This window comes from Flavobacterium sp. TN-1, assembly GCF_052828645.1.
In genome coordinates, this window is record NZ_CM128253.1 from 2,194,579 (window position 1) to 2,219,193 (window position 24,615).

General features: G+C 29.4%; 18 protein-coding genes. 12 read left to right on the top strand and 6 right to left on the bottom strand.

Going from position 1 to position 24,615, the window contains the following annotated elements:
* Positions 1 to 6: 6 nt before the first annotated feature.
* The 3 genes from ACUXZJ_RS09660 to ACUXZJ_RS09670 form a co-directional block, all read right to left on the bottom strand.
* On the bottom strand, positions 7 to 723 hold the full coding sequence (locus tag ACUXZJ_RS09660; RefSeq protein WP_060381927.1) for a tRNA threonylcarbamoyladenosine dehydratase: 717 nt from the start codon (positions 721 to 723) through the stop codon (positions 7 to 9).
* A 24-nt stretch (positions 724 to 747) separates the two neighbouring features.
* Positions 748 to 1,383, bottom strand: coding sequence for a TatD family hydrolase (locus ACUXZJ_RS09665; RefSeq protein ID WP_060381928.1), 636 nt, complete (start codon positions 1,381 to 1,383; stop codon positions 748 to 750).
* A gap of 61 nt (positions 1,384 to 1,444) precedes the next feature.
* Positions 1,445 to 1,756, bottom strand: a complete 312-nt coding sequence (locus tag ACUXZJ_RS09670) for a DUF1684 domain-containing protein (RefSeq protein ID WP_088466699.1) — start codon at positions 1,754 to 1,756, stop codon at positions 1,445 to 1,447.
* A 279-nt stretch (positions 1,757 to 2,035) separates the two neighbouring features.
* On the opposite strand from ACUXZJ_RS09670, the gene ACUXZJ_RS09675 reads away from it, so the two are divergent.
* From ACUXZJ_RS09675 to ACUXZJ_RS09685, 3 genes are all read left to right on the top strand, one after another.
* A complete protein-coding gene (locus ACUXZJ_RS09675) occupies positions 2,036 to 3,250 on the top strand; it encodes an MDR family MFS transporter (RefSeq protein WP_060381930.1) in 1,215 nt (404 codons plus the stop codon).
* A 126-nt stretch (positions 3,251 to 3,376) separates the two neighbouring features.
* Positions 3,377 to 3,736, top strand: a complete 360-nt coding sequence (locus ACUXZJ_RS09680) for a BlaI/MecI/CopY family transcriptional regulator (RefSeq protein WP_060381931.1) — start codon at positions 3,377 to 3,379, stop codon at positions 3,734 to 3,736.
* A 1-nt stretch (position 3,737) separates the two neighbouring features.
* Positions 3,738 to 5,588 carry a M56 family metallopeptidase gene (locus ACUXZJ_RS09685; RefSeq protein WP_446194824.1) on the top strand — a complete coding sequence of 617 codons (1,851 nt, stop codon included), beginning with the start codon at positions 3,738 to 3,740 and terminating at the stop codon, positions 5,586 to 5,588.
* 748 nt (positions 5,589 to 6,336) lie between these two features.
* Here the strand turns inward: ACUXZJ_RS09685 and ACUXZJ_RS09690 are convergent.
* On the bottom strand, positions 6,337 to 7,227 hold the full coding sequence (locus ACUXZJ_RS09690; RefSeq protein ID WP_060381933.1) for a hypothetical protein: 891 nt from the start codon (positions 7,225 to 7,227) through the stop codon (positions 6,337 to 6,339).
* A gap of 124 nt (positions 7,228 to 7,351) precedes the next feature.
* On the opposite strand from ACUXZJ_RS09690, the gene ACUXZJ_RS09695 reads away from it, so the two are divergent.
* Positions 7,352 to 8,392, top strand: coding sequence for a formimidoylglutamase (locus ACUXZJ_RS09695; protein ID WP_060381934.1), 1,041 nt, complete (start codon positions 7,352 to 7,354; stop codon positions 8,390 to 8,392).
* A gap of 24 nt (positions 8,393 to 8,416) precedes the next feature.
* The gene (locus tag ACUXZJ_RS09700; RefSeq protein ID WP_446194827.1) at positions 8,417 to 9,688 is read left to right on the top strand and encodes a DEAD/DEAH box helicase; all 1,272 of its coding nucleotides are present in this window, start codon (positions 8,417 to 8,419) and stop codon (positions 9,686 to 9,688) included.
* A 212-nt stretch (positions 9,689 to 9,900) separates the two neighbouring features.
* On the opposite strand, the gene ACUXZJ_RS09705 is transcribed toward ACUXZJ_RS09700, so the two are convergent.
* Complete coding sequence (locus ACUXZJ_RS09705; protein WP_060381936.1) at positions 9,901 to 11,040, bottom strand: acyl-CoA dehydrogenase; 1,140 nt, start codon at positions 11,038 to 11,040, stop codon at positions 9,901 to 9,903.
* 88 nt (positions 11,041 to 11,128) lie between these two features.
* On the opposite strand from ACUXZJ_RS09705, the gene ACUXZJ_RS09710 reads away from it, so the two are divergent.
* The 3 genes from ACUXZJ_RS09710 (at position 11,129) to ACUXZJ_RS09720 (ending at position 14,172) form a co-directional block, all read left to right on the top strand.
* Positions 11,129 to 12,199, top strand: coding sequence for an anhydro-N-acetylmuramic acid kinase (locus ACUXZJ_RS09710; RefSeq protein ID WP_446194829.1), 1,071 nt, complete (start codon positions 11,129 to 11,131; stop codon positions 12,197 to 12,199).
* A 78-nt stretch (positions 12,200 to 12,277) separates the two neighbouring features.
* Positions 12,278 to 12,856 (top strand): chalcone isomerase family protein, encoded by a 579-nt coding sequence (locus ACUXZJ_RS09715; protein WP_446194831.1) that lies wholly within the window; start codon positions 12,278 to 12,280, stop codon positions 12,854 to 12,856.
* A gap of 89 nt (positions 12,857 to 12,945) precedes the next feature.
* Positions 12,946 to 14,172, top strand: a complete 1,227-nt coding sequence (locus ACUXZJ_RS09720; RefSeq protein ID WP_060381939.1) for a Glu/Leu/Phe/Val dehydrogenase dimerization domain-containing protein — start codon at positions 12,946 to 12,948, stop codon at positions 14,170 to 14,172.
* A 224-nt stretch (positions 14,173 to 14,396) separates the two neighbouring features.
* On the opposite strand, the gene ACUXZJ_RS09725 is transcribed toward ACUXZJ_RS09720, so the two are convergent.
* The gene (locus tag ACUXZJ_RS09725) at positions 14,397 to 15,932 is read right to left on the bottom strand and encodes a YifB family Mg chelatase-like AAA ATPase (RefSeq protein ID WP_088466877.1); all 1,536 of its coding nucleotides are present in this window, start codon (positions 15,930 to 15,932) and stop codon (positions 14,397 to 14,399) included.
* Positions 15,933 to 16,087: 155 nt separating this feature from the next.
* Between ACUXZJ_RS09725 and ACUXZJ_RS09730 the strand changes: the two genes are divergently transcribed.
* The 4 genes from ACUXZJ_RS09730 to ACUXZJ_RS09745 all read left to right on the top strand — a co-directional run bounded on the left by ACUXZJ_RS09730 (position 16,088) and on the right by ACUXZJ_RS09745 (position 23,871).
* Positions 16,088 to 19,090: an amidohydrolase family protein gene (locus tag ACUXZJ_RS09730; protein ID WP_163444727.1), complete on the top strand. Its 3,003-nt coding sequence runs from the start codon at positions 16,088 to 16,090 to the stop codon at positions 19,088 to 19,090.
* Between the two features lie 33 nt (positions 19,091 to 19,123).
* Positions 19,124 to 20,425 carry an amidohydrolase family protein gene (locus tag ACUXZJ_RS09735; RefSeq protein WP_060381942.1) on the top strand — a complete coding sequence of 434 codons (1,302 nt, stop codon included), beginning with the start codon at positions 19,124 to 19,126 and terminating at the stop codon, positions 20,423 to 20,425.
* Positions 20,426 to 20,593: 168 nt separating this feature from the next.
* Positions 20,594 to 21,667, top strand: a complete 1,074-nt coding sequence (gene prfA / locus ACUXZJ_RS09740) for a peptide chain release factor 1 (protein WP_060381943.1) — start codon at positions 20,594 to 20,596, stop codon at positions 21,665 to 21,667.
* 176 nt (positions 21,668 to 21,843) lie between these two features.
* The gene (locus ACUXZJ_RS09745; RefSeq protein ID WP_060381944.1) at positions 21,844 to 23,871 is read left to right on the top strand and encodes a DUF5723 family protein; all 2,028 of its coding nucleotides are present in this window, start codon (positions 21,844 to 21,846) and stop codon (positions 23,869 to 23,871) included.
* Positions 23,872 to 24,615 lie beyond the last annotated feature (744 nt).

Genomic DNA, 24,615 nt, shown 5'->3' on the forward strand with positions numbered 1-24,615 from the left:
GGATTTTTATTTTTTAAGTAAATCTCTAATTACCTTTTCGGCTGCATGTAAACCAAACAAGGCAGGCATCCAACTGTTCGTGCCATAAAATGACTTCTTAAAATTAGATCCATCGGTCATTTTTACACTTGAATAATCAGGTCTTTCGTATGAATAAACTACTTTTACTCCTCCTGAAATTCCTTCTGATTTAAGTCTTTTACGCACTTGCTTAGCTAATGGACAATAGTCTGTTTTACTAATATCTTTCACGCATACTTTACTTGCTTCGAACTTGCCTCCAGCTCCCATATTGCTGATTATTTTTACTTTTTTCTTTTTAGCTGCAATAATAAGATTTAGTTTAGGCGTAATACTATCTATACAATCCATAACATAATCAAAATCCTCTGTAACAAGCTCATAAGCTCTTTCTGGCGAAAGAAATTCTTCGATAACAGTCAGATTTATGTCAGGATTTATATCCTTAATACGTGCGGCCATTAACTGCACTTTAGGTATTCCTACAGTAGAATGTAAAGCGGGTAATTGTCTATTAATATTTGTAATATCAACTACATCACCGTCTACAATAGTCATTTTACCTACGCCTGCACGTGCTACAAATTCTGCTGCAAATGAACCTACTCCTCCCATTCCTACAATTAAAACGTTGGAATTTCTTAATTTTTCTAAGCCTTCTGTTTTAAATAATAACTCTGCTCTTTCCTGCCAAACTGCCATTCAATTTTATTTTTTATTTATTCATTAAAGTTGAAACACTTTCATAAAATTAGCTTCAATTAATTTTTCTATATTTTTGCCTTTAATTATTGAAGCCTTATTGTATACTTCTTCAATCGTTTCTTCTATTGTATCTGTCTCTAAAAAAAAACGATCTTCTGGTACATAATTAAACACTGATGCTAATTCAGGATTTCTTATTAAATATTTTCCAAAAGAAAGATAAAATCCGTTGTCTAATAAGCTTTTAGCAACTTGAATATTCTTAGAAAAGCCATGTATGATAACAGGTTCCTCTATTTTTATTGCTTTTTTTAAACTAATTATTTCCTGAAAAGCTGAAACGCAGTGCAAAATTAAGGGTTTTTTATATTTTTTTGCAAGTTCTAATTGTTTTTCAAAGACTTGTATTTGATCCTCTAATTTTATATCTATTCGTTTATCTAAACCACATTCTCCTATTGCTAAACAATTTTTTAATGGTAATTTATCTTCTATTATTTTCAATTCTGTACTAATATGTTCTTCTTTTATATACCATGGATGTATACCTATAGAAAAATATGGTGTTTTTTCATTAAATTCCAAAGGGTATTGGTTTACAATTTCTAATACCTCTTTTTGATTTTTAAATGAATGTGTATGTAAATTATATTTCATCAGTCATGAAATTTTTTAACTCCAGTAGGAATGGAGATTGATAAAGTATTTTTATAAAGTACTAAAGAGCATGAATATTTTTCATTATAAGTAGAATAGGGGGGGGTGATTGATTAGAATTAACTAATATCGAAGAGTTTTTAGGAATACATATTTCTAAATGTTTTCTGTTTGCATAGGTTGTTATTCCGTTTGTTTTATCTTTAAATGAAATAAAAAAGTAATTTTTTAAATCTTTTTTATTTTTTAACTTTTGATAGACAGATGATTCTTTTTTTACGTTTTTTATTTTAAAATCTAAAAGACCATATCTTTTGTACCTTACTTTGTGTTCCGTTGTTGTAGTCATTTTAAAAATTTTGCCGTCTTTCATCTGAAAAAAATGCTTTAACTAAATATTTGTCGTTCATAGGAGAAAAAAGTAAGCTTTTAAATTAGTAAGATCTGTTTTTTCTAAAGGTGTGCTTAAGTTATCTAAAAACTCTTTATTTAAAGGTGTTTTTTGAAGAGCCTCCTTTTGTCCAAAAAGATAAAAAAAATAAAAGACTATAAATAAATGTTATTTTTTCATTTGTTAAAATTAAGTAAATATCTATAAATTACATATATTTTCTATTGATGTTTAGTATTTTTGAAAAACTATTACATTATTATGATAAAAGCTGGAATTATTCGTTATGTTAACAATTTTAAGGGATTTTCAAGAGAAATTTGGATATTAACTCTAACCACTTTTATCAATCGCGCAGGTACTATGGTACTTCCTTTTTTATCTAAGTATTTAAAGGAAGATTTGCATTTTAGTTACAAAGAAGTGAGTTGGGTCTTAGTAAGTTTTGGTATTGGTTCTATGATCGGTTCGTGGTTGGGGGGAAAACTTTCAGACAAAATAGGTTTTTATAGAGTCATGCTTTTTAGTCTTCTAACCAGCGGTATTTGTTTTATTATTTTACAATTTATCACTTCATTTATAGGTTTATGTATAGGAATCTTTCTTATTATGATGATAGCTGATATGTATAGACCTGCCATGTTTGTTTCCTTAAATACTTTTGCTACTAAAGAAAATAGAACAAGGGCTTTAACGTTAGTTCGTTTAGCTATTAATTTAGGGTTTGCATTAGGTCCCGCTATGGCTGGATTAATTATTATGGGAATAGGGTATAAAGGGTTATTTTGGGTTGATGGTATAACTTGTATACTGGCTATTAGTCTTTTTAGATATTTTATAAAAATAAAAACGAATAGGCATAACTCTAAAAAAGACGAAAGTTTATCTAGTAATAGCATCAGCGTATTTAGTGATACTCTTTTTTGGATTTTCTTATCTTGTTGTGTGCTTATAGCTGTTTTGTTTTTTCAACTTTTCACTACTTTACCTCTTTATCACAAGATTCAGTTTAATTTAACGGAATTTCAATCGGGATTACTTCTGATGTTCAATGGTTTACTTATCTTTTTTTTAGAAATGCCCATTGTAAGTTATGTTGAAAGAAAACAAATTAATAAAATAAAAATTATTACGATAGGTGCATTTGTAATGTCTTTAAGTATGTTTATACTTTTAGTTTCGTCATGGAGTATAATATTAATAATTATGATGATTTTAATGTCTTTGGGCGAAATGTTTGTTTTTCCTTTTTCAAACTCTTTTGCTATGAGTAGAGCTCCTAAAGGACATGAAGGCAGATATATGGCTATTTTTAGTATGAGTTTTAGTGCTGCTAATATAATAAGCGCAAAAATAGGTATGTCTATCGTAGATTATTTTGGATATACGACAAATTGGTTAATTATGGGGTTTTTAGGAATCATTGCTGTTTTATTAGGTATACTTATCTATAATCTTACCCTCAAAAAAGAATAGATTGTTTTGTCTTTTTCTTAAAAATAACTTAATTTTTAGTTAAACAACTATAAAAATAGTTGCCTAACTAAAAACATCGTTTTAGTTTTGCTTTACTTATTAAAAGTAGTAGAAACGATTTTAATTATGCAAAAGTTAACAAACAAAGAAGAAGAAATTATGCAAATTTTGTGGAAGCTTAAAAAAGCTTTTGTAAAAGACGTAATGGCTGAAATAAAAAATGAAACCCCACATTACAATACCCTTTCTACAATTATAAGAAATTTAGAAGACAAAGGTTATGTAGGCCATTATATTTTTGGTAATACACATCAATACTACCCAATTATTACCTTGGAAGAATATAGAAAAAAGTTTTTTAATAATGCTATTGAAAACTACTTTAATAATTCATATAAAAATTTAGTTTCCTTTTTTGCAGAACAAGAAAAAATTTCCGCTGCTGAACTTAGAGAAATCTTAGAATTAATAGAAAATAAGGAATAATATGGAAACACTTATTTCATATATAACCAAAGTAAATATATTGATAACCATTTTTTATATTGCGTATCATTTTTTTGTAAGTAAAGAAACTTTTTTTTACAAAAATAGATGGTTTTTACTATCTGGATTAATAACATCTGTTATTTTACCTCTTATTTTTATTCGTAAATATATTATAATCAGGTCTCAAATAACATCTAATCCTTCTTTTTTACAAACAACTGCAAATTATAGCTCAATAGATTATTCTGAATCCACATCGTTTATTAATTGGACTATCATAATAGCATCTGTTTATTTTATAATTTCTCTGACTTTATTCATTAGACTCGTCATTAGTTTTTTTTCGTTGTATAAACTCCTTAGTAAAGAAGACGTTATTAGAAAAGGATCTTTCAAATTAGTAGATTCAGATAAAGATATTGCTCCCTTTTCATTCTTCAATTATATAGTCTATAATTCTGATTTTTATACCGAAGAGGAATTACAATATGTGTTAGTACATGAAAGGGTTCATAGTAAAGAAAAGCACACAATAGATATGCTAATTACTTCTATATTCTGTATTCTTTTCTGGTTTAACCCATTTATTTGGTTATACAAAAAAGCAATTGTTCAAAACTTAGAGTATATAGCAGATCAAAAAGCAAGTTATTTATCAAAGGATAAAATCAAATATCAAAAAACATTATTAAAAGTAATTACACAACGAAATTATTTTTCAATTTCAAATCATTTTAACTCATCATTAATTAAAAATCGAATCATTATGTTAAACCAATCTCAATCAAAAAAAAGAAAATCTTGGAAATACGCATTAATAATTCCAATGTTAGCCGTTTTTATATTTTTTTTTCAAATAAGAACAATAGCACAAGAAAGAAACATGAATCAGTCAAGCTCTAATGGTTTATATATTACTACTGATAAAAATTCGACTGATCAAGAAATGAAAGACGATGCTAAAATTGCAAAAGAAAGATTTGGTATTACACTTAAATTTTCTAGGATCAAACGTAATACAAAAGGTGAAATAACAGCTATAAAAATAGAATATAAAGATGCTGATGGTAAAAAAGGAATGACTCATATTCAGGGAGAAGAACCCATTAAACCTATTTATTTTCATAAAATAAAAAATAAAATTGGTTTTGGAAAATCAAATGAACCCAGTATATCTAAAAATTTTCATAAATCAAATAATGAAGAAGATTACTTTGGTTTTTCATTTTTAGAAAAAGAAAATGATCTAATATATGATCCTAATGAACGAATTGCTATACCTGAAATTTCAGATACACTAAGCCAATTAGATAAAAAAAATGATTCCAAAGAAACGCTAAAAAATTATACTAAAAGCATCGTTATAAAAAAACGAAATAATGGAAAACCTGAAGTAATCATAAATGGTAAACCAATAGAAACTGATTCTGAAGAATATAAAAAAATGCTAAATGATTTTAATGGTAATTTTGAATTCAATATCCCAGAAGGAGGTCCTATGATGTTAAAATTTAATAATGAAAATATTTTGAAATTTGATTCTAAAGAAATTGAAAAAATAACCGAAGATGCGTTATCTAATACACAAAAATATTTTCAAAAATTACATGATAAAATGAACAATATTCGTCCTGAAATAGATCAAATGAAAATTGAAATGAAAAAAATTAAACCCGAAGATTTTGATTTTAACTGGAATGAAAAAGAGAGCGAGTCCGAAATAAAAAAAGCTAAAGAAGAAATGCTAAAAGCAAGAGAGGAAATGTTAAAAGCAAGAGAAGAAATGCTAAAGGCAAGAGAAGAAATGCTAAAAATAAAGAATCAACAAAATAAAATAAAGAAAGTATAAGTATTATCCTGAATATATTCCTATCATAGAGGGGATAGATTAAATATTAATTTTTATAAGATATTATCTTTCCAGAAAGAATGTAAGTTAAAAAGTAAGGCTTGGGTTTTTATAATTCGGGCCTTTTCTTAAATAAAAAATGGATTTAAAAAAATGCTTCAATTTTAAATTAGTAATTATCATTTTTAATTGTTTTTTTTAATACTAAGTAGATTGATCTTAAAGTGCTATTATCAATAGATGAAGACATTTTTTCGTTTTTAATTTTTAAAATTCTGTTTTTGATAAGGTTCAATTTTAGTAGTAAAAGAAGAAAAAAATCTTCAATAGGTTAAAAGTAAGAGCCTAAAAAAACATATATTTTTATAAAGATTGTAATATCTTAAATACTCCTAGTATAGTGTGTTTTAGGGGGTGAAAATGCTTCAAAAAAAGAGTTTTTTGATCTCTTACTATAATGTTTTTGCCATCTTGACAAATTTCTAAAATTCTTTATTGTTTAAAGAAGTTGTTTTGTTAATTATAACTATATGAATTTAAATAATAAAAAGTCATTCGGGAAAATTAGCTCTTTTAAAAGGAGTTGATTTTTTAGAATGACTTTTTAATTTATACAATTTGTATTGTATTTACTGCCTAATGTAATGTTTATACATCACGTGACTATTATCTTCTTTATCTAATTTGAATTTGTTATTTTTAGATCAGCTTAGCTTGGAGTGAAGTGAGGTAAAAACAATGTAATTTTTTATCTTAGAGAAAAACTTGTTTTGGCAACTAATTCGGTTTTATCAAAAACATTTACAAAAAAGGTACCTTCTGAAATATCTTCTACAGGAAGATCTTTTTCTACTTTTACAGTTTTGTTTTCATAACGAACAGAAGACATAAAGCTATAAGTAAGCATTTTATCGCCAAAGCTTTCAATCTTTTTATCGCCTAATACATTATTTTTACTATCTATGATTTGTACGTAATATGATTTATCTCCTGATTTGGCAATTTGATTTTCAGCTATTGTAAAACTAATTTTTAAAAGATTAGCGCGACTTGCTTTATCTGTAACAATTTGTTTACCACTGCTTTTTTGCTTAACGGCCGTTGTTTGTAGGTTTACAATAGAAAGTTTTGATCCTTTTTCAATTGCTTTGGCAAGCATATTGTTTTTTGAGATTAAAGTGTCATTTTTAGAACGAGATTCTTTTAATACAGTATTAGTACTATCAATTTTAGTATTAAGTGTTGCATTCTCTTTTTTTAATCCATCAATTTGTTTTATCAAATTTGCAATTTTTGATTTTAGTTTCTGAACTTCATTTTTATATTTGTTGATAGAAACTGTGTCTGTACTTTTTGTTTTTTCTAATTCATTCATTAATTGCTGAATTTTCTCTTTTTCAGCCATTAATTCTTCAGTCATTGTAGTATTTGATTCCATGGCAGTTTCTAAAGATTGCTTAGTTATTTCTAAATCTTTCATTAAAGCCTCTTTTTCATTTTTTACTACAGATAAGGTATTTTTAGAATCTTCATTTAGTTTGTAAATGTAAACCAAGCTGGCAGTTAACATGATTAATAAAATACCTATAACAATTTTGAATCCTATGTTGTTAGGTCTTTTTGGAGCATTTCTTTGCATATTAAATTTATTTATTTAGGGTTATTATAGTATGCTAAAATAATTTTTTAATGTGATTGTACCAAGAGTTAACGTAACTTTACATAAAAATAGTATTTTTGACCCAATATAATTTCGTTCCCCAATGGAAAAATTAATTCGTTTTAGACAATCTGATCTTTCAAAAATTACATCTTATCGTAATGGAGAAATAAAATTTGGAGAAAAAATTCAAATTCTCCCTAAAGATGAAGATGTTTTTAGTTTTTTAAAAAGAAGTGAAGCAAGATACGTACTAGTAGGAATTCCAGAAGATATAGGAATACGTGCTAATTTAGGAAGAAAAGGAGCTAAAACAGCATGGGAAAGTACCATTCAAAGTGTAGCTAATATACAACATAACAAGTTTTGTAAAGGAAGCCAAATTATTATTTTAGGACGTGTAGATGTTTCACAAGAAATGAGTGAGGCAGAAGATTTAGATCCTAATAATCCTGATGATCGAAAACAATTATTTAAAATAGTTGAAAATATAGATAAAGAAGTATCTCATATTATTTATCATATTATAAAAGCGGGTAAAGTACCTATTGTGATTGGCGGAGGACATAATAATGCTTACGGAAATATTAAAGGAACCGCATTGGGATTAGGGAAATCTATTAACGCTGTAAATTTTGATGCCCATTCTGATTTTAGAATTTTAGAAGGAAGACATAGCGGTAATGGTTTTTCGTATGCCTTTGAAGAAGGCTTTTTAAAAAATTATTTTATTTTCGGATTACATGAAAGTTATACATCTAAAAATGTATTAGATATTATAAAAAGTAAAAATGATCGTGTCAGATATACTACCTATGATGAAATTAAAATTCGTCAAGAAAAACACTATCAGTCAGAATTAAAGGCAGCCTACGAACATGTAAAAGGAGATCCGTATGGAATTGAAATAGATTTAGATTCTATTCCTAATATACCTTCTAGTGCCATGACATTAAGTGGTTTTTCTGTAGAAGAAGTAAGACAGTTTTGTTATTTTTTTGGTAAACATAAAAATGCTTCTTATTTACATATTTGTGAAGGAGCTCCTTCTTTAGGAGAAGATAAAAATCCTCAATTAGTAGGTAAACTAATAGGATATTTAATAACTGATTTTATAAAAGCACATTCTTCAGTCACAAAATAGTACCTTTACCTAAAATATATATATATGACTTTTGAACAGTTTAGTTTTCATCGAAATATAGTACAGTCAATAAAGGAAGCAACCTATATAAAACCGACAGAAATACAAGAAAAAGCAATACCAATCATTCTTGAAGAAGAAGATTTAGTAGGTTGTGCCCAAACAGGAACGGGAAAAACAGCCGCTTTTGCAATTCCTATCCTAAATTATTTAATTCCTATAGTAGGATCTTTTAAAAAAAGAAAACACATTCGTACACTTGTTTTAGCTCCCACAAGAGAATTAGCCTTACAAATAGAAGAAAGCTTTAATAAATACGGAAAATATACAAATTGTACAACACTTACCATTTATGGAGGTGTATCACAAACCACTCAAGTAGAAAAGTTAAAAGAAGGAATAGATATATTAATTGCTACCCCAGGACGATTTTTAGACCTGAATAAACAAGGAGTAATAGATATCAATCACCTACATCATTTAGTTATAGATGAAGCAGATTTAATGCTTGATATGGGATTTATAAATGACGTAAGAAAAATAACGAAAATAGCTCCTCAGGACAGACAAACCCTATTGTTTTCTGCTACAATGCCCATAGAGATTAGAGAAATTGCTGAAGAATTTCTTAAAAAACCTAAATATATAGAAGTTAAATCAACCATACATAGTAGTCAGAACATAACACAATTGGTTTATTTTGTAGAAAAAACCGAAAAAAAACAACTTTTATTGCGAGTTATTAAGCAAAAAGAACTCGTTAATACCATAATATTTGTAAGAACAAAACAAGGAGCAGATAATCTTGCTGAGTTTTTGCAAAAAAATCAATTAAACTGTGATGCTTTGCATGGGGATAAATCACAAAGTGCACGCCAAAAAGTATTAGAAAATTTTAAAAATAAAACAATTGATTTCTTGATAGCCACAGATGTTGCTTCAAGAGGAATTGATATAGATCAGCTTCCTGTAGTTCTTAATTATGATTTGCCCAATATTCCTGAAACCTATATTCATAGAATAGGAAGAACGGGGAGGGCAGGACATTCAGGTATAGCAATTTCTTTTTGTGGAAAAGATGAAGAAACATATTGGAAAGATATAACCAGATTATTAAAGAATAAAGTAACAATAGAAGAAGATCATCCCTTTCCTTGGAAATCAAATAATAGTAAAAAAAATCAACTAAATCAAAAAAAAGCCATCCTTAAAGGCAATATCCAACCAAAGGAAAAAAGTGGAAAAAAATCAAGGAAGTCAGATAATTCTAAGAAAAATAAAAAAAGATGGTATTAAAAAAAATATTCTAACGAAGATAAGTTATAAATATATATAATCTTTTTAGGAATAAATTTTACTGATAAAAATACACTTTGGTTTAACTTAGCTCATAATATTTTCCGAGTTCTTTTTTAGAACTGAGTATGATGTGTGTTCTTTTGTAAAAAAGAAGCTCTTTAGAAAATAACAATTTAGTATGTTGTTTTAGAGAGCTTCTTTTTTGAGTTTTATTTTATTAAACCTCTAGAAATTACAATTCTTTGAATTTCAGAAGTTCCTTCGTAGATTTGAGTGATTTTAGCATCACGCATCATCCTTTCTACATGGTACTCACTTACATATCCATTACCACCATGTATTTGAACGGCTTCTATTGTTACGTTCATAGCTGTTTCTGAAGCAAATAGTTTTGCCATTGCACCAGAATGAGAAATATCTTGTCCAGCATCTTTTTCACAAGCTGCTTTCAAGCAAAGCATTCTAGCAGCCGTAATTTGAGTAGCCATATCTGCCAATTTAAAAGCAATAGCTTGATGTTGGAAGATAGGTTTTTTAAATGCTACGCGTTCTTGTGAATATTTTAATGCTAATTCGTATGCACCAGAAGCAATCCCCAAAGCTTGAGAAGCAATCCCTATACGTCCGCCATTTAGGACAGCCATAGCAAAATTAAAACCAAAACCATCTTCACCTATGCGGTTTTCTTTTGGTACTTTTACATCTGAAAACATAAGAGAATGTGTGTCAGAACCTCTGATCCCCATTTTTTTCTCCTTAGGACCTATAGAAAAACCTTCCCATCCTTTTTCTACGATGAAAGCATTAATTCCTTTGTGTCCTTTTTCAGCATCTGTTTGAGCAATAACTATATAAGTAGAAGCTGAACCACCATTTGTAATCCAGTTTTTAGTACCATTTAATAAGTAATAATCTCCTTTGTCAATAGCAGTCGTTTTTTGAGATGTAGCATCTGAACCCGCTTCTGGTTCAGATAAACAAAAAGCACCAATAACATCACCTTTAGCTAGAGGAACTAAATACTTCATTTTCTGCTCTTCACTAGCAAATTTTTCTAAACCTGCGCATACTAATGAGTTATTTACAGACATAATTACAGCTGCAGACGCATCAATTTTAGCTATCTCTTCCATAGCTAATACATAAGAAACGCTATCTAAACCTGCTCCTCCGTATTTAGGATCAACCATCATACCTAAAAAGCCTAGTTCAGCCATTTTTTTTACTTGCTCCGTTGGAAATATAGAATGTTCATCTCTTTCTACAACTCCTGGTAATAACTCAGTTTGAGCAAAATCTTTTGCCGCTTGCTGAATCATTAAATGTTCCTCGCTTAAATTAAAGTTCATTGTATTTTTGTGTTTTTGTTTTTATAAAAGTTTTCAAATATAGTTATTTATACTAATTTACCAATGAGTTTAATTATTTTTGCAAGTCATGAAAAAGAACTTTTTTAACGTTATAGGCGTTATGTCTGGTACCTCCCTAGATGGAGTTGATTTGGCTCATATATTTCTAAAAAAAGAGCTTCAAACTTGGAAGTTTGAAATCCTAGAAGTAGAGACCATATCTTATGAAGAAGAATGGTTGTATAAATTAAAATCTGCCGTAAATTTTAATAATAAAGAATTACAGATTTTAAACGAAGAATACACAGTCTATTTAAGTTCTATTATAAATAGATTTATTGATAAGTATCAACTAAAAGACTTAGATGCTATCTGCTCTCATGGGCATACGATCTTACATCAACCTCAAAACGGTTGTACTTTACAAATTGGAAATTTGCCTATACTAGCCGAGCTAATAAAGCAAAAAGTAGTGTGTGATTTTAGGGTTCAAGATGTTGAAAAAGGAGGACAAGGAGCTCCTTTAGTCCCTATAGGAGATCAGATTTTGTTTTCAGATTTTGAATATTGTCTAAACTTAGGAGGATTTTCTAATATTTCATTTGAATTCCAAGGAAAAAGAATAGCTTTTGATATTTCTCCTGTAAATACAGTTTTAAACTTTTTATCAGAAAAAGTCGGAAATAAATTTGATAACAAAGGAAAAATGGCTGCTTCGGGTTCTGTTAATGATCTTTTATTAGCAGAACTAAACGAATTGAACTTTTATAAATTACCATTTCCTAAATCGTTAGGAATAGAGTATGTCAAAAAAGAAGTATTGCCTATAATTAATAAATTTCATTACTTAATTATTCCAGATATTTTATCAACATTTTCAGAACATATTGCCATTCAAATTAAAAATATACTATTAAATAAATCAGGTAAAATGTTGGTTACAGGAGGTGGAGCTTACAATGATGATTTGATAGAAAGGATAAAAAAGAATAATCCAAATATAGAAATTGTTGTGCCTGAACAAAAAATAATTGAGTTTAAAGAGGCACTAATTTTTGCATTTTTGGGAGTTTTAAAGTTAGAAAATAAAATTAACGTACTTTCAAGTGTTACAGGGGCTTTTGAAGATCACTCATCAGGATTTATATATACGTTTTGAATGAGAATAAAAAAAAATCATTTTTTGGAATGAAATTTAAATGTAATACATTTGTATTACCCTAAAAAATTCAAAAATATGAAACTAAAAAAGTTATTTTTTACCGCTTTTATGTTTGTAACATTCTGGTCTAATGCACAAACACAATTTGAGACAGAAGGCGTAATTGTTCCTAGAAACATAGAAATAAATGGAGGAAAAAAAATTCAATTAAATGGATTTGGAACTCGTTCAAAAGCTTGGGTTGATGTATATGTACAAGCTTTGTATTTAACAGCTTTATCTCAAGATCCACAAGTTATTATGGATAGTGAAACAGATATGGCCATTCGTATTGAAATAATTTCAAAAATGGTTACAGCTCGAAAGTTAACCAGTGCAATGGAAAAAGGTTTTGAAAAATCATGTGGAGAAAAACTAAACGCTATGATGCCTAAAATTAACCAATTTAAATCATTGCTTTCCGAAGAGATTGTAAAAGGAGACGTATACGTATTATCTTACAATCCAAAAGAAGAAGCTATTTCAGTTACTAAAAATGATAAGTTAAAAGGTAAAGTAGAAGGAAAAGATTTTAAAAAAGCTCTTTTCGGTATTTGGTTATCAAATGAGCCAGCAGATGAAGATTTAAAGAATGAACTTTTAGGAAAACATTAAAAAATTAACCTATAAAAAAAGTTGTGCAAAATATTTACATTTGCGCAACTTTTTTTATAAGATACACATCTAAAAATAAATAGAATAACATGAAAGAGCTTTTAAAGAAATTTGAAAATAAAGAACCAGAAGTAGTATTTCATTGGAAGGATCCAGAAACAGAAGCAGAAGGTTGGACTGTAATTAATTCGTTGCGTGGAGGAGCTGCTGGAGGAGGAACTCGTATGCGTAAAGGATTAGATATGAATGAAGTTTTATCGTTAGCCAAAACAATGGAGGTTAAATTTTCAGTTTCTGGACCAGCTATAGGAGGCGCAAAGTCAGGAATTAATTTTGATCCAAATGACCCTAGAAAAAAAGAAGTATTACAACGTTGGTATAAAGCAGTTTCTCCTTTACTAAAAAGTTATTATGGTACTGGAGGAGATTTAAATGTAGATGAAATTCACGAAGTAATACCAATGACCGAAGAATGTGGCGTTTGGCATCCACAAGAAGGTGTTTTTAATGGACATTTTAAACCAACTGAGGCTGATAAAATAAACCGTATAGGACAATTACGTCAAGGAGTAGTAAAAGTTATAGAAAATACCACCTTTTCACCTGATATTCATAGAAAATATACTGTAGCAGATATGATTACAGGGTATGGAGTAGCGCAAGCCGTTAGACATTATTATGATATTTATGGAGGGAGTGTTGTAGGTAAAAAAGCCATTGTTCAAGGTTTTGGTAACGTAGGTTCAGCAGCTGCGTTTTATTTAGCAGAAATGGGAGCCAAAATTGTAGGAATAATAGATAGAGATGGTGGTCTTATTAATGAAAATGGTTTTAGTTTTGAAGAAATTAGAACATTATTCTTAAATAAAGATGGAAATAAATTAGTAACGAATGATATGATTTCTTTTTCTGAAATTAATGAAAAAATTTGGTCTATAGGAGCAGATATTTTTGCACCATGTGCCGCATCACGTTTAGTTACAAAAGAACAGGTTGAAAGTATGATTACTTCAGGATTAGAAGTGATTTCTTGTGGAGCCAATGTTCCTTTTGCAGATAAAGAAATTTTCTTTGGTCCTATTATGGAAGAAACAGATAGCAAAGTAAGTTTAATTCCTGATTTTATTTCAAATTGTGGTATGGCTCGTGTTTTTGCTTACTTTATGGAACGAAAAGTACAAATGACAGACGAAGCTATTTTTAATGATACTTCAGACGTTATTAAAACAGCTATCCAAAAAACATTTGATTCAAGTTCTGATAAAAAGAATATAAGCGCAAGAGCTTTTGAAATAGCATTAAAACAATTAGTTTAAAAAAATTAAATTTCTAAAAAAGAAAAATTTTATGCACATAAATAATATTGTAAAAATCATATAAAATATTTTGACAACAATGTCTTTGGCGATTAAAATGAAGATAGTTGATCAAGTTAAGTGGATAAGATTTTAAACTTTTGGATAGTCTTAGATATTATAGATTTATATAAAAAGAGAATATTATCATTATATGAATATTCTCTTTTTTAAATTTATAGGATCTAGCCAAGCCAACCTTCTCGATCTAGACTCCTGTATTGTATAGCTTCCGCTATATGATGAGCGTGTACACCATCTGAATTTTCAAGATCAGCAATAGTACGAGATACTTTTAATATTCTATCATAAGCTCTAGCGGATAAACTTAGTCGTTCCATTGCAGCTTTTAATAAATGAAGAGAATCATTATCTAAAGAGCAATATTCTCTTATTTGTTTTGTAGTCATTTGAGCGTTATAGTGTAAATAATCATATTTCTCAAATCTTAAACTCTGTATTTCACGTGCTTTACAGACTCTTTTTCTAATTTCTAAACTACTTTCGGAAGGACGATTGTCTGAAAGTTTTTCAAAAGGAACAGGTGTTACCTCTATATGTAGATCTATTCGATCTAATAAAGGACCTGATATTTTGTTCATATACCGTTGCATTTCATTAGAACTTGAACTTAATTTAGAAGAAGAATCATGAAAATAGCCACTCGGACTAGGATTCATACTGGCAACAAGCATAAAGGATGAAGGGTAGGTAATTGTAAATTTAGCTCTGGAAATAGTTACTTCTCGATCTTCCAATGGTTGACGCATTACTTCTAAAACTTCTCTCTTAAACTCAGGGAGTTCATCTAAAAAAAGAACACCATTATGAGCTAAGGAAATTTCTCCAGGCTGTGGATAACTGCCTCCACCTACAAGAGAAACACTTGAGGCAGAATGATGAGGAGCCCTAAAAGGACGTTGATTAATTAAACCTGAATCTTTTGATTTTCCTGCAACACTATGTATTTTTGTTGTTTCTAATGCCTCTTTTAATGTCATAGGAGGTAAAATGCTGGGTAACCTTTTAGCTAGCATGGTTTTGCCTGCTCCAGGCGGACCAATTAATATAATATTATGTCCTCCAGCTGCTGCTATTTCCATACATCTTTTAATTGATTCCTGACCTCTCACTTCTGCAAAATCAAATTCAGGAAAATCAATAGTCTTAAAAAAAATTTCTCGAGTGTTTATTTTTATAGGTTCTAGTTGTGTTTTATTTTCAAAAAAATCAATAATTTCACTCACGTTTTCAATGCCATACACCTCTAAATCAGATACGATTGCGGCTTCATTGGCATTTTGTTTGGGTAAGAAAAATCCTTTAAAACCCTCTTCTCTAGCCTTTATAGCAATAGGCAAAGCACCTTTTATAGGTTGTAAACTTCCATCTAAAGAAAGTTCGCCCATTATGACATATTGGTCTATTTTATCCTTGCTAATTTGTTCTGAAGCGGCTAGAATACCAATAGCAATCGTTAAGTCATAAGCGGATCCTTCCTTGCGTAAATCAGCAGGAGCCATATTTACGATTATTTTTTTTCCTGGAAATTGATAATGATTATTTTTAAGAGCAGCTGCTATTCTAAAACAACTTTCCTTGATGGTGCTATCAGGCAATCCTACTAGATGATAACCAATCCCTTTTTCTGTGTTTACTTCTACTGTAATAGTAGTAGCATCTACGCCAAAAACGGCACTTCCAAATACTTTTACTAACATGGCTTATATTATTTTAAAGGCTTTATATCTAATAAAATTAGTAAAAAAAGAATATTAATTCTTATTTTGAACTTAAAATTTTGTTAAAATTTAATTAAAATAAAATATATTGACTGCTTATTTTTAATTTTCAAGAATTAAACAAAACTTTAATAATGAAAAATATAAAAGCATTTTTACTCCTAAATTTAGTGTTTTTACAAACAATAAATTCGCAAGAATATTTTCCAAATAATGAAAATGTTAAAAATAGATTCCATAACCTAAAAGCTTTTATTAATGCAAAAATTTACATTACACCTTCTGAAATAATAGAAAACGGAATACTATTAGTTAAAGAGGGTAAAATAATAGAAGTTGGTCAAAATGTAATAATTCCTAAAGAAACTATTAGTATTGATTTAAAAGGAAAGACAATTTATCCTTCATTTATTGATTTGTACACTAATTTTGGAATCGAAACAACGACAAAATCTAATACAAATAGAAATGATAATCCTTTTTATGATACTAAAAGAAAAGGATATTATTGGAATGAACACATTAAAACAGAAAATAATGCTTTTGAAGTTTATAAGTATGACAATCAAAGAGCAGAAGAATTTTTAAAAGCAGGATTTGGTCTTTTATGTACCCATATTCCAGATGGAATTGCTAGAGGTACAGGTGCTTTAGTATTTTTGAATAATGAACAAGAAACCCATAATTTTTTAGAAAAAACAATAACTCATCATTTCTCTTTAATGAGAAGTACATCTTCTAATCAAGCGTATCCATCTTCATTAATGGGAACATTAGCACTGTTGAAGCAGATGTATCACGATGCTAATTGGTATAAAAAAGAAAATTCAGACTATAAAGATACTTCTTTAGAATCTTTGATAAAAAATGAAAAACTAGTTCAAATTTTTGACACAGAAGATAAATTAAACAGTTTACGAATAGCCAAAATAGGAAAACAATTTGGAATTAATTATATATTCAAAGGAGCAGGAAACGAATTTGAACGTATTGAAGAAATTAAAAAAATAAATTCTAAATTTATTATCCCGATTAATTTTCCCGAAGCTTATGACGTATCAGATCCTTATATAGCCAATCAAATAGAATTGGCTGATTTACGATTCTGGAATCAAGCTCCCTTAAACCCTAAAATATTAGATGATAATGGCGTTGTATTTGCCCTAACAACAGATAAATTAAAAAAAATAGAGGACTTTAAAACGAATTTATTAAAAGCCATAAAATACGGTTTAAACAAAACTAAAGCACTAGAAGCATTAACTACAGTTCCAGCTAGTTTGCTAGGGAAAACCAATAAAATAGGATGTCTGAAAAAAGGAGCTTATGCCAATTTTTTAATTACTTCAGGAGATATTTTTGATGTAAAAACTACCTTGTTTGAAAATTGGGTTAATGGTAGAAAATATATAATAAACGATTTAGAAACAAAAGATATCAGAGGAACCTATCAATTAACCATTGGAGATGAAAAATATAAAATGAATATAGAAGGAGAAATAAATACTCCCAAAATAGAAGTTAAAAACGATCAGGATAAAAAAGTAAACTCTAAATTAACAGTTTCTCATAATTGGATAAATCTTCTATTACAAACAACAGATTCCACCACAACAAAATTTCATAGATTAACAGGGTTTATTTCAGATGCTAAAAACATACAAGGAAAAGTTGTAACAGCCCAAGGATTAGAATCTACTTGGGAAGCTAAACAAACAAATGTTTTTGTAACAACCAAAGAAAAACCATCGAAAGACGAGATAAAAAAAATTTCCCCTATAACCTACCCAAATTTACCGTATGGAAACCCTGAAAGGCCTAAAGAAAGAAATATACTATTTAAAAATGCCACAGTTTGGACTAATGAAAAAGAAGGAATACTAACAGAAACAGATGTCTTAATAAAAAATGGAAAAATAAGAACAATAGGAAAGAATATTAGTGATATTACAGCCGAAGTAATAGATGCAAAAGGCAAACATTTAACAAGTGGAATTGTTGATGAACACTCACATATAGCAATATCTAAAGGAGTAAATGAAGGAGGACATAATTCATCAGCCGAAGTAACAATAGAAGATGTTGTTAATTCAGAAGATATTAATATCTATAGAAATTTAGCAGGTGGAGTAACCACCTCACAATTATTACACGGTTCAGCCAATCCTATAGGTGGGCGGTCAGCTATAGTACGTTGGAAATGGGGATTAGCACCCGATGAAATGATTTTTCAAAACGCACCTCAATTTATCAAATTTGCTTTAGGAGAAAATGTAAAACAATCTAATTGGGGAATTTCAAATCCAACCCGTTTCCCGCAAACCCGTATGGGAGTAGAACAAGTATTTATAGATTATTTTACCCGAGCATTAGAATATGATAAAATGTGGAAACTCTACAATACACAAGGAAAATCAGGTAAATTAAAAGAACCACGGATTGATCTTGAATTACAAACAATAGCTGAAATCTTAAATAAAAAACGATTCATCTCATGTCATTCTTACGTTCAGTCTGAAATTTTATCTTTAATGAGAGTAGCTGAAAAATTTAACTTTAAGGTAAATACCTTTACGCATATATTAGAAGGATATAAAGTTGCGGATGAAATAAAAAAACATGGGGCAGGAGCTTCCACTTTTTCCGATTGGTGGGCCTATAAATATGAAGTAAATGATGCCATACCTTATAATGCTTCCATTCTTCATAAACAAGGAGTACTTGTAGGAATAAACTCTGATGATGCCGAAATGTCAAGACGATTAAATCAAGAAGCAGCAAAAATAGTTAAATATGGCGGCATATCAGAAGAAGAAGCTTGGAAGATGATAACATTAAATCCAGCTAAATTACTACACCTAGATGATAGAATAGGAAGTATAAAAATAGGTAAAGACGCAGATCTAGTTTTATGGAATGATAATCCATTATCAATATATGCAAAAGTAGAGAAGACCATAATTGAAGGAACTATATATTATGATAGAATACAAGATCAACAATACAGACAAACAATTCAACTGGAGAAAATAGAATTAATAAATCAAATGTTGCAGCAAAAAAACCAAGGAGCCCCTGTGCGACCAGCAACTAAAACAGAAAAAAAGCATTACCATTGCGATACAATAGAAGACTAAAAGACTCATGATAACCAATAAAGATTTAAATAAATGAAAACATATATAAAACTTCTATATTCCGTATTATTTATAACAGGAATGTATGCTCAACAAATACCAGCTCCTAAACAAACTAAATCAATACTTATTATAAATGCTATAGCCCATTTAGGAAATGGTCAGCTAATAGAAAATAGCGCGATAGGATTTAAAGACGGGAAGCTAAATTTAATAGCAGATGCACGTCTGACACGTATTGATTTAAACTCTTATGATGAGGTAATAAAGGCAGAAGGTAAACACATATATCCTGGTTTTATAGCACCTAATTCCACCATAGGACTAGTAGAAATAGACGCAGTAAAAGCAACCAATGACGAAAGAGAAATAGGAAGTTTTACTCCTAATGTAAGAAGTTTAATAGCCTATAATACAGAATCTAAAATAATAGAAACAGCTCGTATAAATGGAGTTCTCACGGCTCAAATTACACCTAGAGGAGGATATATAGCAGGAACCTCTTCTATTGTACAAATGGATGCTTGGACTTGGGAAGATGCAATAATTAAGGAAAATGACGGAATTCATTGTTATTTTCCAATTACATTCAAAAAAACAGGTTGGTGGGCTGAACCAGGTACTATAGAAGTAAATAAAGAGTATCTAAAAGAAGTAACCGAATTTTCAGATTTCTTAAAACAAGCCAAAGCATATTTGAATAACGAACCAATAGAAAAAAATATTGTTTTTGAATCTATGAGAGGAATTTTTAATGGAACCCAAACACTATATGTAAACGCCTATGAAGAAAAACAAATCATCGACGCTATTCGAATAATAAAAGAAAATAATATACAAAAAATGGTAATCATTGGAGGCTATCAAGCAGATAAAGTAGCCCCCCTTTTAGTTCAAAATAATATTGGAGTTTTAGTAGGAAGAGTACACAGTTTGCCCAATTTAGATCACGATGATATAGATCAGCCTTTTAAACTAGCAAAGATTTTAATGGATAAAGGAGTTTTAGTAGGATTAGAAAATAGTGGTGATATGGAGCGAATGAATACAAGAAACCTTCCATTTTTAGCAGGTACAACAGTAGCATACGGATTGACAAAAGAACAAGCCCTACAAACCATTACACTAAATACAGCCAAAATTTTAGGAATAGATTCAACTTGTGGTTCCTTAGAAGTAGGTAAAGAAGCAACATTATTCATCTCAGAAGGAGATGCTCTGGATATGCGAACAAATAATTTATCACAAGCTTACATTCAAGGAAGAAAAATTTCTTTAGAATCGCATCAAACTCAATTAAACGACAAGTATAAAAAAAAATACAATATCCAATAAAAAAATATAAGAAAAGTAAGAATAATATAACAAATAACACTCTGTTTTTACACTAAAACAAAGACACAAAAGAAGATATTTAGATCAGATAAAAAAACTTAAATCTCTAATTCTTGGTTCTTGAAACAAAAATCGTAATTTTGTATTCCAAAATAGAAGAATTACAATATGTTAGACAGACTTCAATATGTAAAACAACGTTTTGATGAAGTATCAGACTTAATTATTCAGCCAGATGTTATAGCTGATCAGAAACGTTATGTACAATTAAATAAAGAATACAAAGATTTAAAAGCATTGGTTGAAAAACGAGAAGAATACGTAAATCTTGTTGGAAATATTAATGAAGCTAAAGAAATAATAGCAGATGGTTCTGATGCAGAAATGGTAGAAATGGCCAAAATGCAATTAGAAGAAGCACAAGAAAGACTACCACAATTAGAAGAAGAGATCAAGTTTATGCTTATTCCTAAAGATCCAGAAGATGCTAAAAATGTAATGGTAGAAATTAGAGCAGGTACAGGTGGAGATGAAGCTTCTTTATTTGCAGGAGATTTATACAAAATGTACACCAGATACTGTGAAACAAAAGGATGGAGAACCTCTGTTGTAGATCTAAACGAAGGAACAGCAGGTGGATTTAAAGAAATTATTTTTGAAGTAACAGGAGAAGACGTTTATGGAACTCTAAAATATGAAGCAGGTGTACATCGAGTACAACGTGTACCACAAACAGAAACACAAGGACGAGTACATACCTCAGCAGCTACTGTTATGGTATTACCAGAAGCAGAAGAATTTGATGTACATATAGATATGAATGATGTACGTATAGACTTATTCTGTTCTTCAGGACCAGGCGGACAGTCCGTAAATACAACTAAATCAGCTGTTCGGATGACACATATTCCAACAGGATTAGTGGCACAATGTCAAGACGAAAAATCCCAACATAAAAATAAAGATAAAGCCTTATCAGTACTACGTTCCCGCTTATATGAAATGGAACTAGCTAAAAAACAAGAAGAAGACGCTAAAAAACGTAATTCGCAAGTTAGTTCAGGTGACCGTTCTGCAAAAATTAGAACTTATAACTTTCCACAAGGACGTGTAACAGATCACCGAATAGGAATGGATATCTTTGATATGGATGGGGTGATGAGTGGGAAAATTCAAAAATTCATAGACGAATTACAATTAGTAGCTAATACAGAAAAACTAAAAGAATCAGAAGTATATTAATAAGACTGTCCCGAAAGGAACAGTCTTTTCATTTTGACCAAACAGAAACTCCAACGAAGTGAATAGTAAAAGTAAATTATATAACACTAATAATGTGTTTATCCTATAATAGATACTGATCTTTAACTTTTCAGACCCCACGAAAAAAAAACTTTTTAACCATCAAATAAATTTAAATGAAAAAAATTTTAGCATTATTTTCCCTATTTCTTTGTACAGAGCAAATAGAAGCACAATCCTATATAGGATTTGTACCCGATAATTACAGTGGTGTGCATGGGATGATTTATAACCCTGCTACTATAGTAGCATCTCCTTATCGTTTGGATTTAAATCTAGTTTCAGGGAGTGCCTTGCTAGGCAATGATTATTTTGGTGTAAAAATTACAGATCTTTTAAAAAAAGATTTTGACATAGATTTACAATCTAAAAAATTTGCTTCATCAAATAATAATATAATCGTAAATGCAGACATACTAGGTCCTTCATTTATGTTTAATATAACACCAAAACATTCTATTGGATTCTTCTCCAGAGCTAGAGGAAATGCAAACATACACGAACTAAATGGTACTCTATTTGATAAATTTAGAAAAGACTTTAAAGACATTAAAGACTACAACATAGATGAAGGAGACTTTAATATGGTAGCAAATAGCTGGGCAGAATTAGGGCTATCTTATGGAGCTATTATATTAAATAATGAGCAATATTCATTAAAAGGAGGTATATCACTAAAATACTTACAAGGATTTGCTAACTCCTACGCTTATGGAAAAAACATAAACCTATTTTTCAACGCAAACAATTTTCCTAATAATCAAAAAATTACAGCTACAGGAGATTTTGTTTATGGAGGTACAAAAGATTTTAATAACCTAGATAAAGAACTAAAATACAACCCAAACTCAAATGGTTTTGGAGGTGATCTAGGATTAATTTTTGAAATAAAAAACCAAAATGTTCAAAAAAAATATGGACCTAATTATAAATGGAAATTTGGAGTATCTGTAACAGATATAGGTACTATTAATTATAAAACAAATACTGAAAACCATTACGAATTTAATAGCATCACCGTAAATCAAGTATTAGTAGAATCAGCAGGTAATTTAGAAAAGATATTAGCCCTATTTGATACAAGACCAGAAATCTATTCTTCACAAAAAGTAACGCTGCCAACAGCCTTGCATACTAATATAGATTGGAATTTTTTTAGAAAATTTTATTTAAATATTAATGGAGATTTTAATCTAAATGATAAAAAAGCACTAAATACAACATCAATTGCAAACACCTATATTGTAACTCCACGTTACGAAAGCAAATGGTTTAGTTTTGCAATACCTATTAATTATTTAGAATATAGAGGACTAAATGTAGGAACTAGTTTACGCTTAGGTCCTTTATTTATAGGATCAGGATCTGTTTTAAGCAATTTAATTTCTTCAGAATCAAAAGGAGCAGATGTATATTTTGGATTAAAAGTGCCAATCTACAAAGGAGAAAAACGTAAAAAAGAACCAAAAGAAATTAAAATACCAGAACCTACTCCCGTAGCTCAAGAAAAAATAATACCTGATACAGATAATGATGGAGTCCTAGATAATCTAGACCAATGTATTAACGAAAAAGGACCCAAAGAAAATAAAGGATGCCCTTATAAAGACACAGATAATGATGGTGTTATAGACCCTGAAGATAAATGTATAACAGTAGTAGGACCTGTTGAAAACAACGGTTGCCCTTGGCCTGATACTGATGGAGACATGGTTTTAGATAAAGATGATAAATGTGTAAACGTTCCTGGAACAATTAAAAATAATGGATGTCCAGAAGTTACACAAGCAGTTGTTAAAAAACTAAACGATTATGCAAAAACAATTTTATTTGATGCAGGAAAAAACACTTTCCAAGCCTCTACCTATTCAGTATTAGAAGCCATGACAGCCTTATTAAATGAATATCCTACAGCTAAATTTTCATTAGAAGGACATACTGACAGTGTTGGTAAAGCAGAAGTTAATAAAACACTTTCAGAATCTCGTGCATCTGCTATTATGAATTACCTAGTAGATAAAGGAATTGATAAATCTCGACTAAAAGCTATAGGTTACGGAGAATCAAAACCCATTGCCTCTAATAAAACAAAAGCAGGAAAAGCATTAAATAGAAGAGTAGAAGTGAAATTAATCATTGAATAATTCATCCTTCTTTAGTATATTGAACGTTATTGAAACACAATAACGTTCAATATGAAAAAAATAAATTTTTAAAAAAGAGACTGTTCAAAAAGTTCGCAATCTTGTCATCTCGACTAAAGGAACAAATCACATAATCTTGATTTATTACTTTTAGGACAGCCTCTTTTTTTTCTTACTGCTCAAGAAAAAGAAACGAATGAATTAAAAATTAGCTGCCGAATAGTTTCCATAAATAATATTATAAATACTGTTACGAACAGCTACCAGACCAGCAAGTTTAGGAACCATACCAATTGACAATGAAGTCAGTAAAGGTACATTTACTCTAGAGTATAACTATGCAATAATTAATAGATTAAATTTATGATTACATCTAGCTTATGAAGTTTTTGAATCAGATGTATTATCTAATAATAAAGTAATTAATAAGCAAAAAGAAGATAACATTACCCTAGCCCTAAAATCTAATTATAACTATTTTTTAAACCATAAATTTAGACTATGTTCAGGACTAGCAATAGGATATACTCTTATACGAAATAGAACAAATCAATTATTATCAGAAGGAATATCCTTTGATAATTCAAGCCAATTTAATTTTTAAATCAAAGACATAGTATTTAGGTGTGGGAAAAAATTAGAAATCAGCGTAGAATCAGGATTAGGTTATAAAAGAATTTTAAACAGAGGAATTTCCTATCAATTCTAAAACTAATATATTTCTTAAAAGGATGTTCAATTTGA

Coding starts and splice junctions, on each gene's coding strand:
- ACUXZJ_RS09675 (WP_060381930.1), top strand. CDS start 2,036: ATGATAAAAGCTGGAATTATTCGTTATGTTAACAATTTTAAGGGATTT.
- ACUXZJ_RS09735 (WP_060381942.1), top strand. CDS start 19,124: ATGAAAACATATATAAAACTTCTATATTCCGTATTATTTATAACAGGA.
- ACUXZJ_RS09725 (WP_088466877.1), bottom strand. CDS start 15,932: ATGTTAGTAAAAGTATTTGGAAGTGCCGTTTTTGGCGTAGATGCTACT.
- ACUXZJ_RS09705 (WP_060381936.1), bottom strand. CDS start 11,040: ATGAACTTTAATTTAAGCGAGGAACATTTAATGATTCAGCAAGCGGCA.
- ACUXZJ_RS09680 (WP_060381931.1), top strand. CDS start 3,377: ATGCAAAAGTTAACAAACAAAGAAGAAGAAATTATGCAAATTTTGTGG.
- ACUXZJ_RS09685 (WP_446194824.1), top strand. CDS start 3,738: ATGGAAACACTTATTTCATATATAACCAAAGTAAATATATTGATAACC.
- prfA (WP_060381943.1), top strand. CDS start 20,594: ATGTTAGACAGACTTCAATATGTAAAACAACGTTTTGATGAAGTATCA.
- ACUXZJ_RS09665 (WP_060381928.1), bottom strand. CDS start 1,383: ATGAAATATAATTTACATACACATTCATTTAAAAATCAAAAAGAGGTA.
- ACUXZJ_RS09720 (WP_060381939.1), top strand. CDS start 12,946: ATGAAAGAGCTTTTAAAGAAATTTGAAAATAAAGAACCAGAAGTAGTA.
- ACUXZJ_RS09710 (WP_446194829.1), top strand. CDS start 11,129: ATGAAAAAGAACTTTTTTAACGTTATAGGCGTTATGTCTGGTACCTCC.
- ACUXZJ_RS09670 (WP_088466699.1), bottom strand. CDS start 1,756: ATGAAAGACGGCAAAATTTTTAAAATGACTACAACAACGGAACACAAA.
- ACUXZJ_RS09660 (WP_060381927.1), bottom strand. CDS start 723: ATGGCAGTTTGGCAGGAAAGAGCAGAGTTATTATTTAAAACAGAAGGC.
- ACUXZJ_RS09695 (WP_060381934.1), top strand. CDS start 7,352: ATGGAAAAATTAATTCGTTTTAGACAATCTGATCTTTCAAAAATTACA.
- ACUXZJ_RS09690 (WP_060381933.1), bottom strand. CDS start 7,227: ATGCAAAGAAATGCTCCAAAAAGACCTAACAACATAGGATTCAAAATT.
- ACUXZJ_RS09730 (WP_163444727.1), top strand. CDS start 16,088: ATGAAAAATATAAAAGCATTTTTACTCCTAAATTTAGTGTTTTTACAA.
- ACUXZJ_RS09715 (WP_446194831.1), top strand. CDS start 12,278: ATGAAACTAAAAAAGTTATTTTTTACCGCTTTTATGTTTGTAACATTC.
- ACUXZJ_RS09700 (WP_446194827.1), top strand. CDS start 8,417: ATGACTTTTGAACAGTTTAGTTTTCATCGAAATATAGTACAGTCAATA.
- ACUXZJ_RS09745 (WP_060381944.1), top strand. CDS start 21,844: ATGAAAAAAATTTTAGCATTATTTTCCCTATTTCTTTGTACAGAGCAA.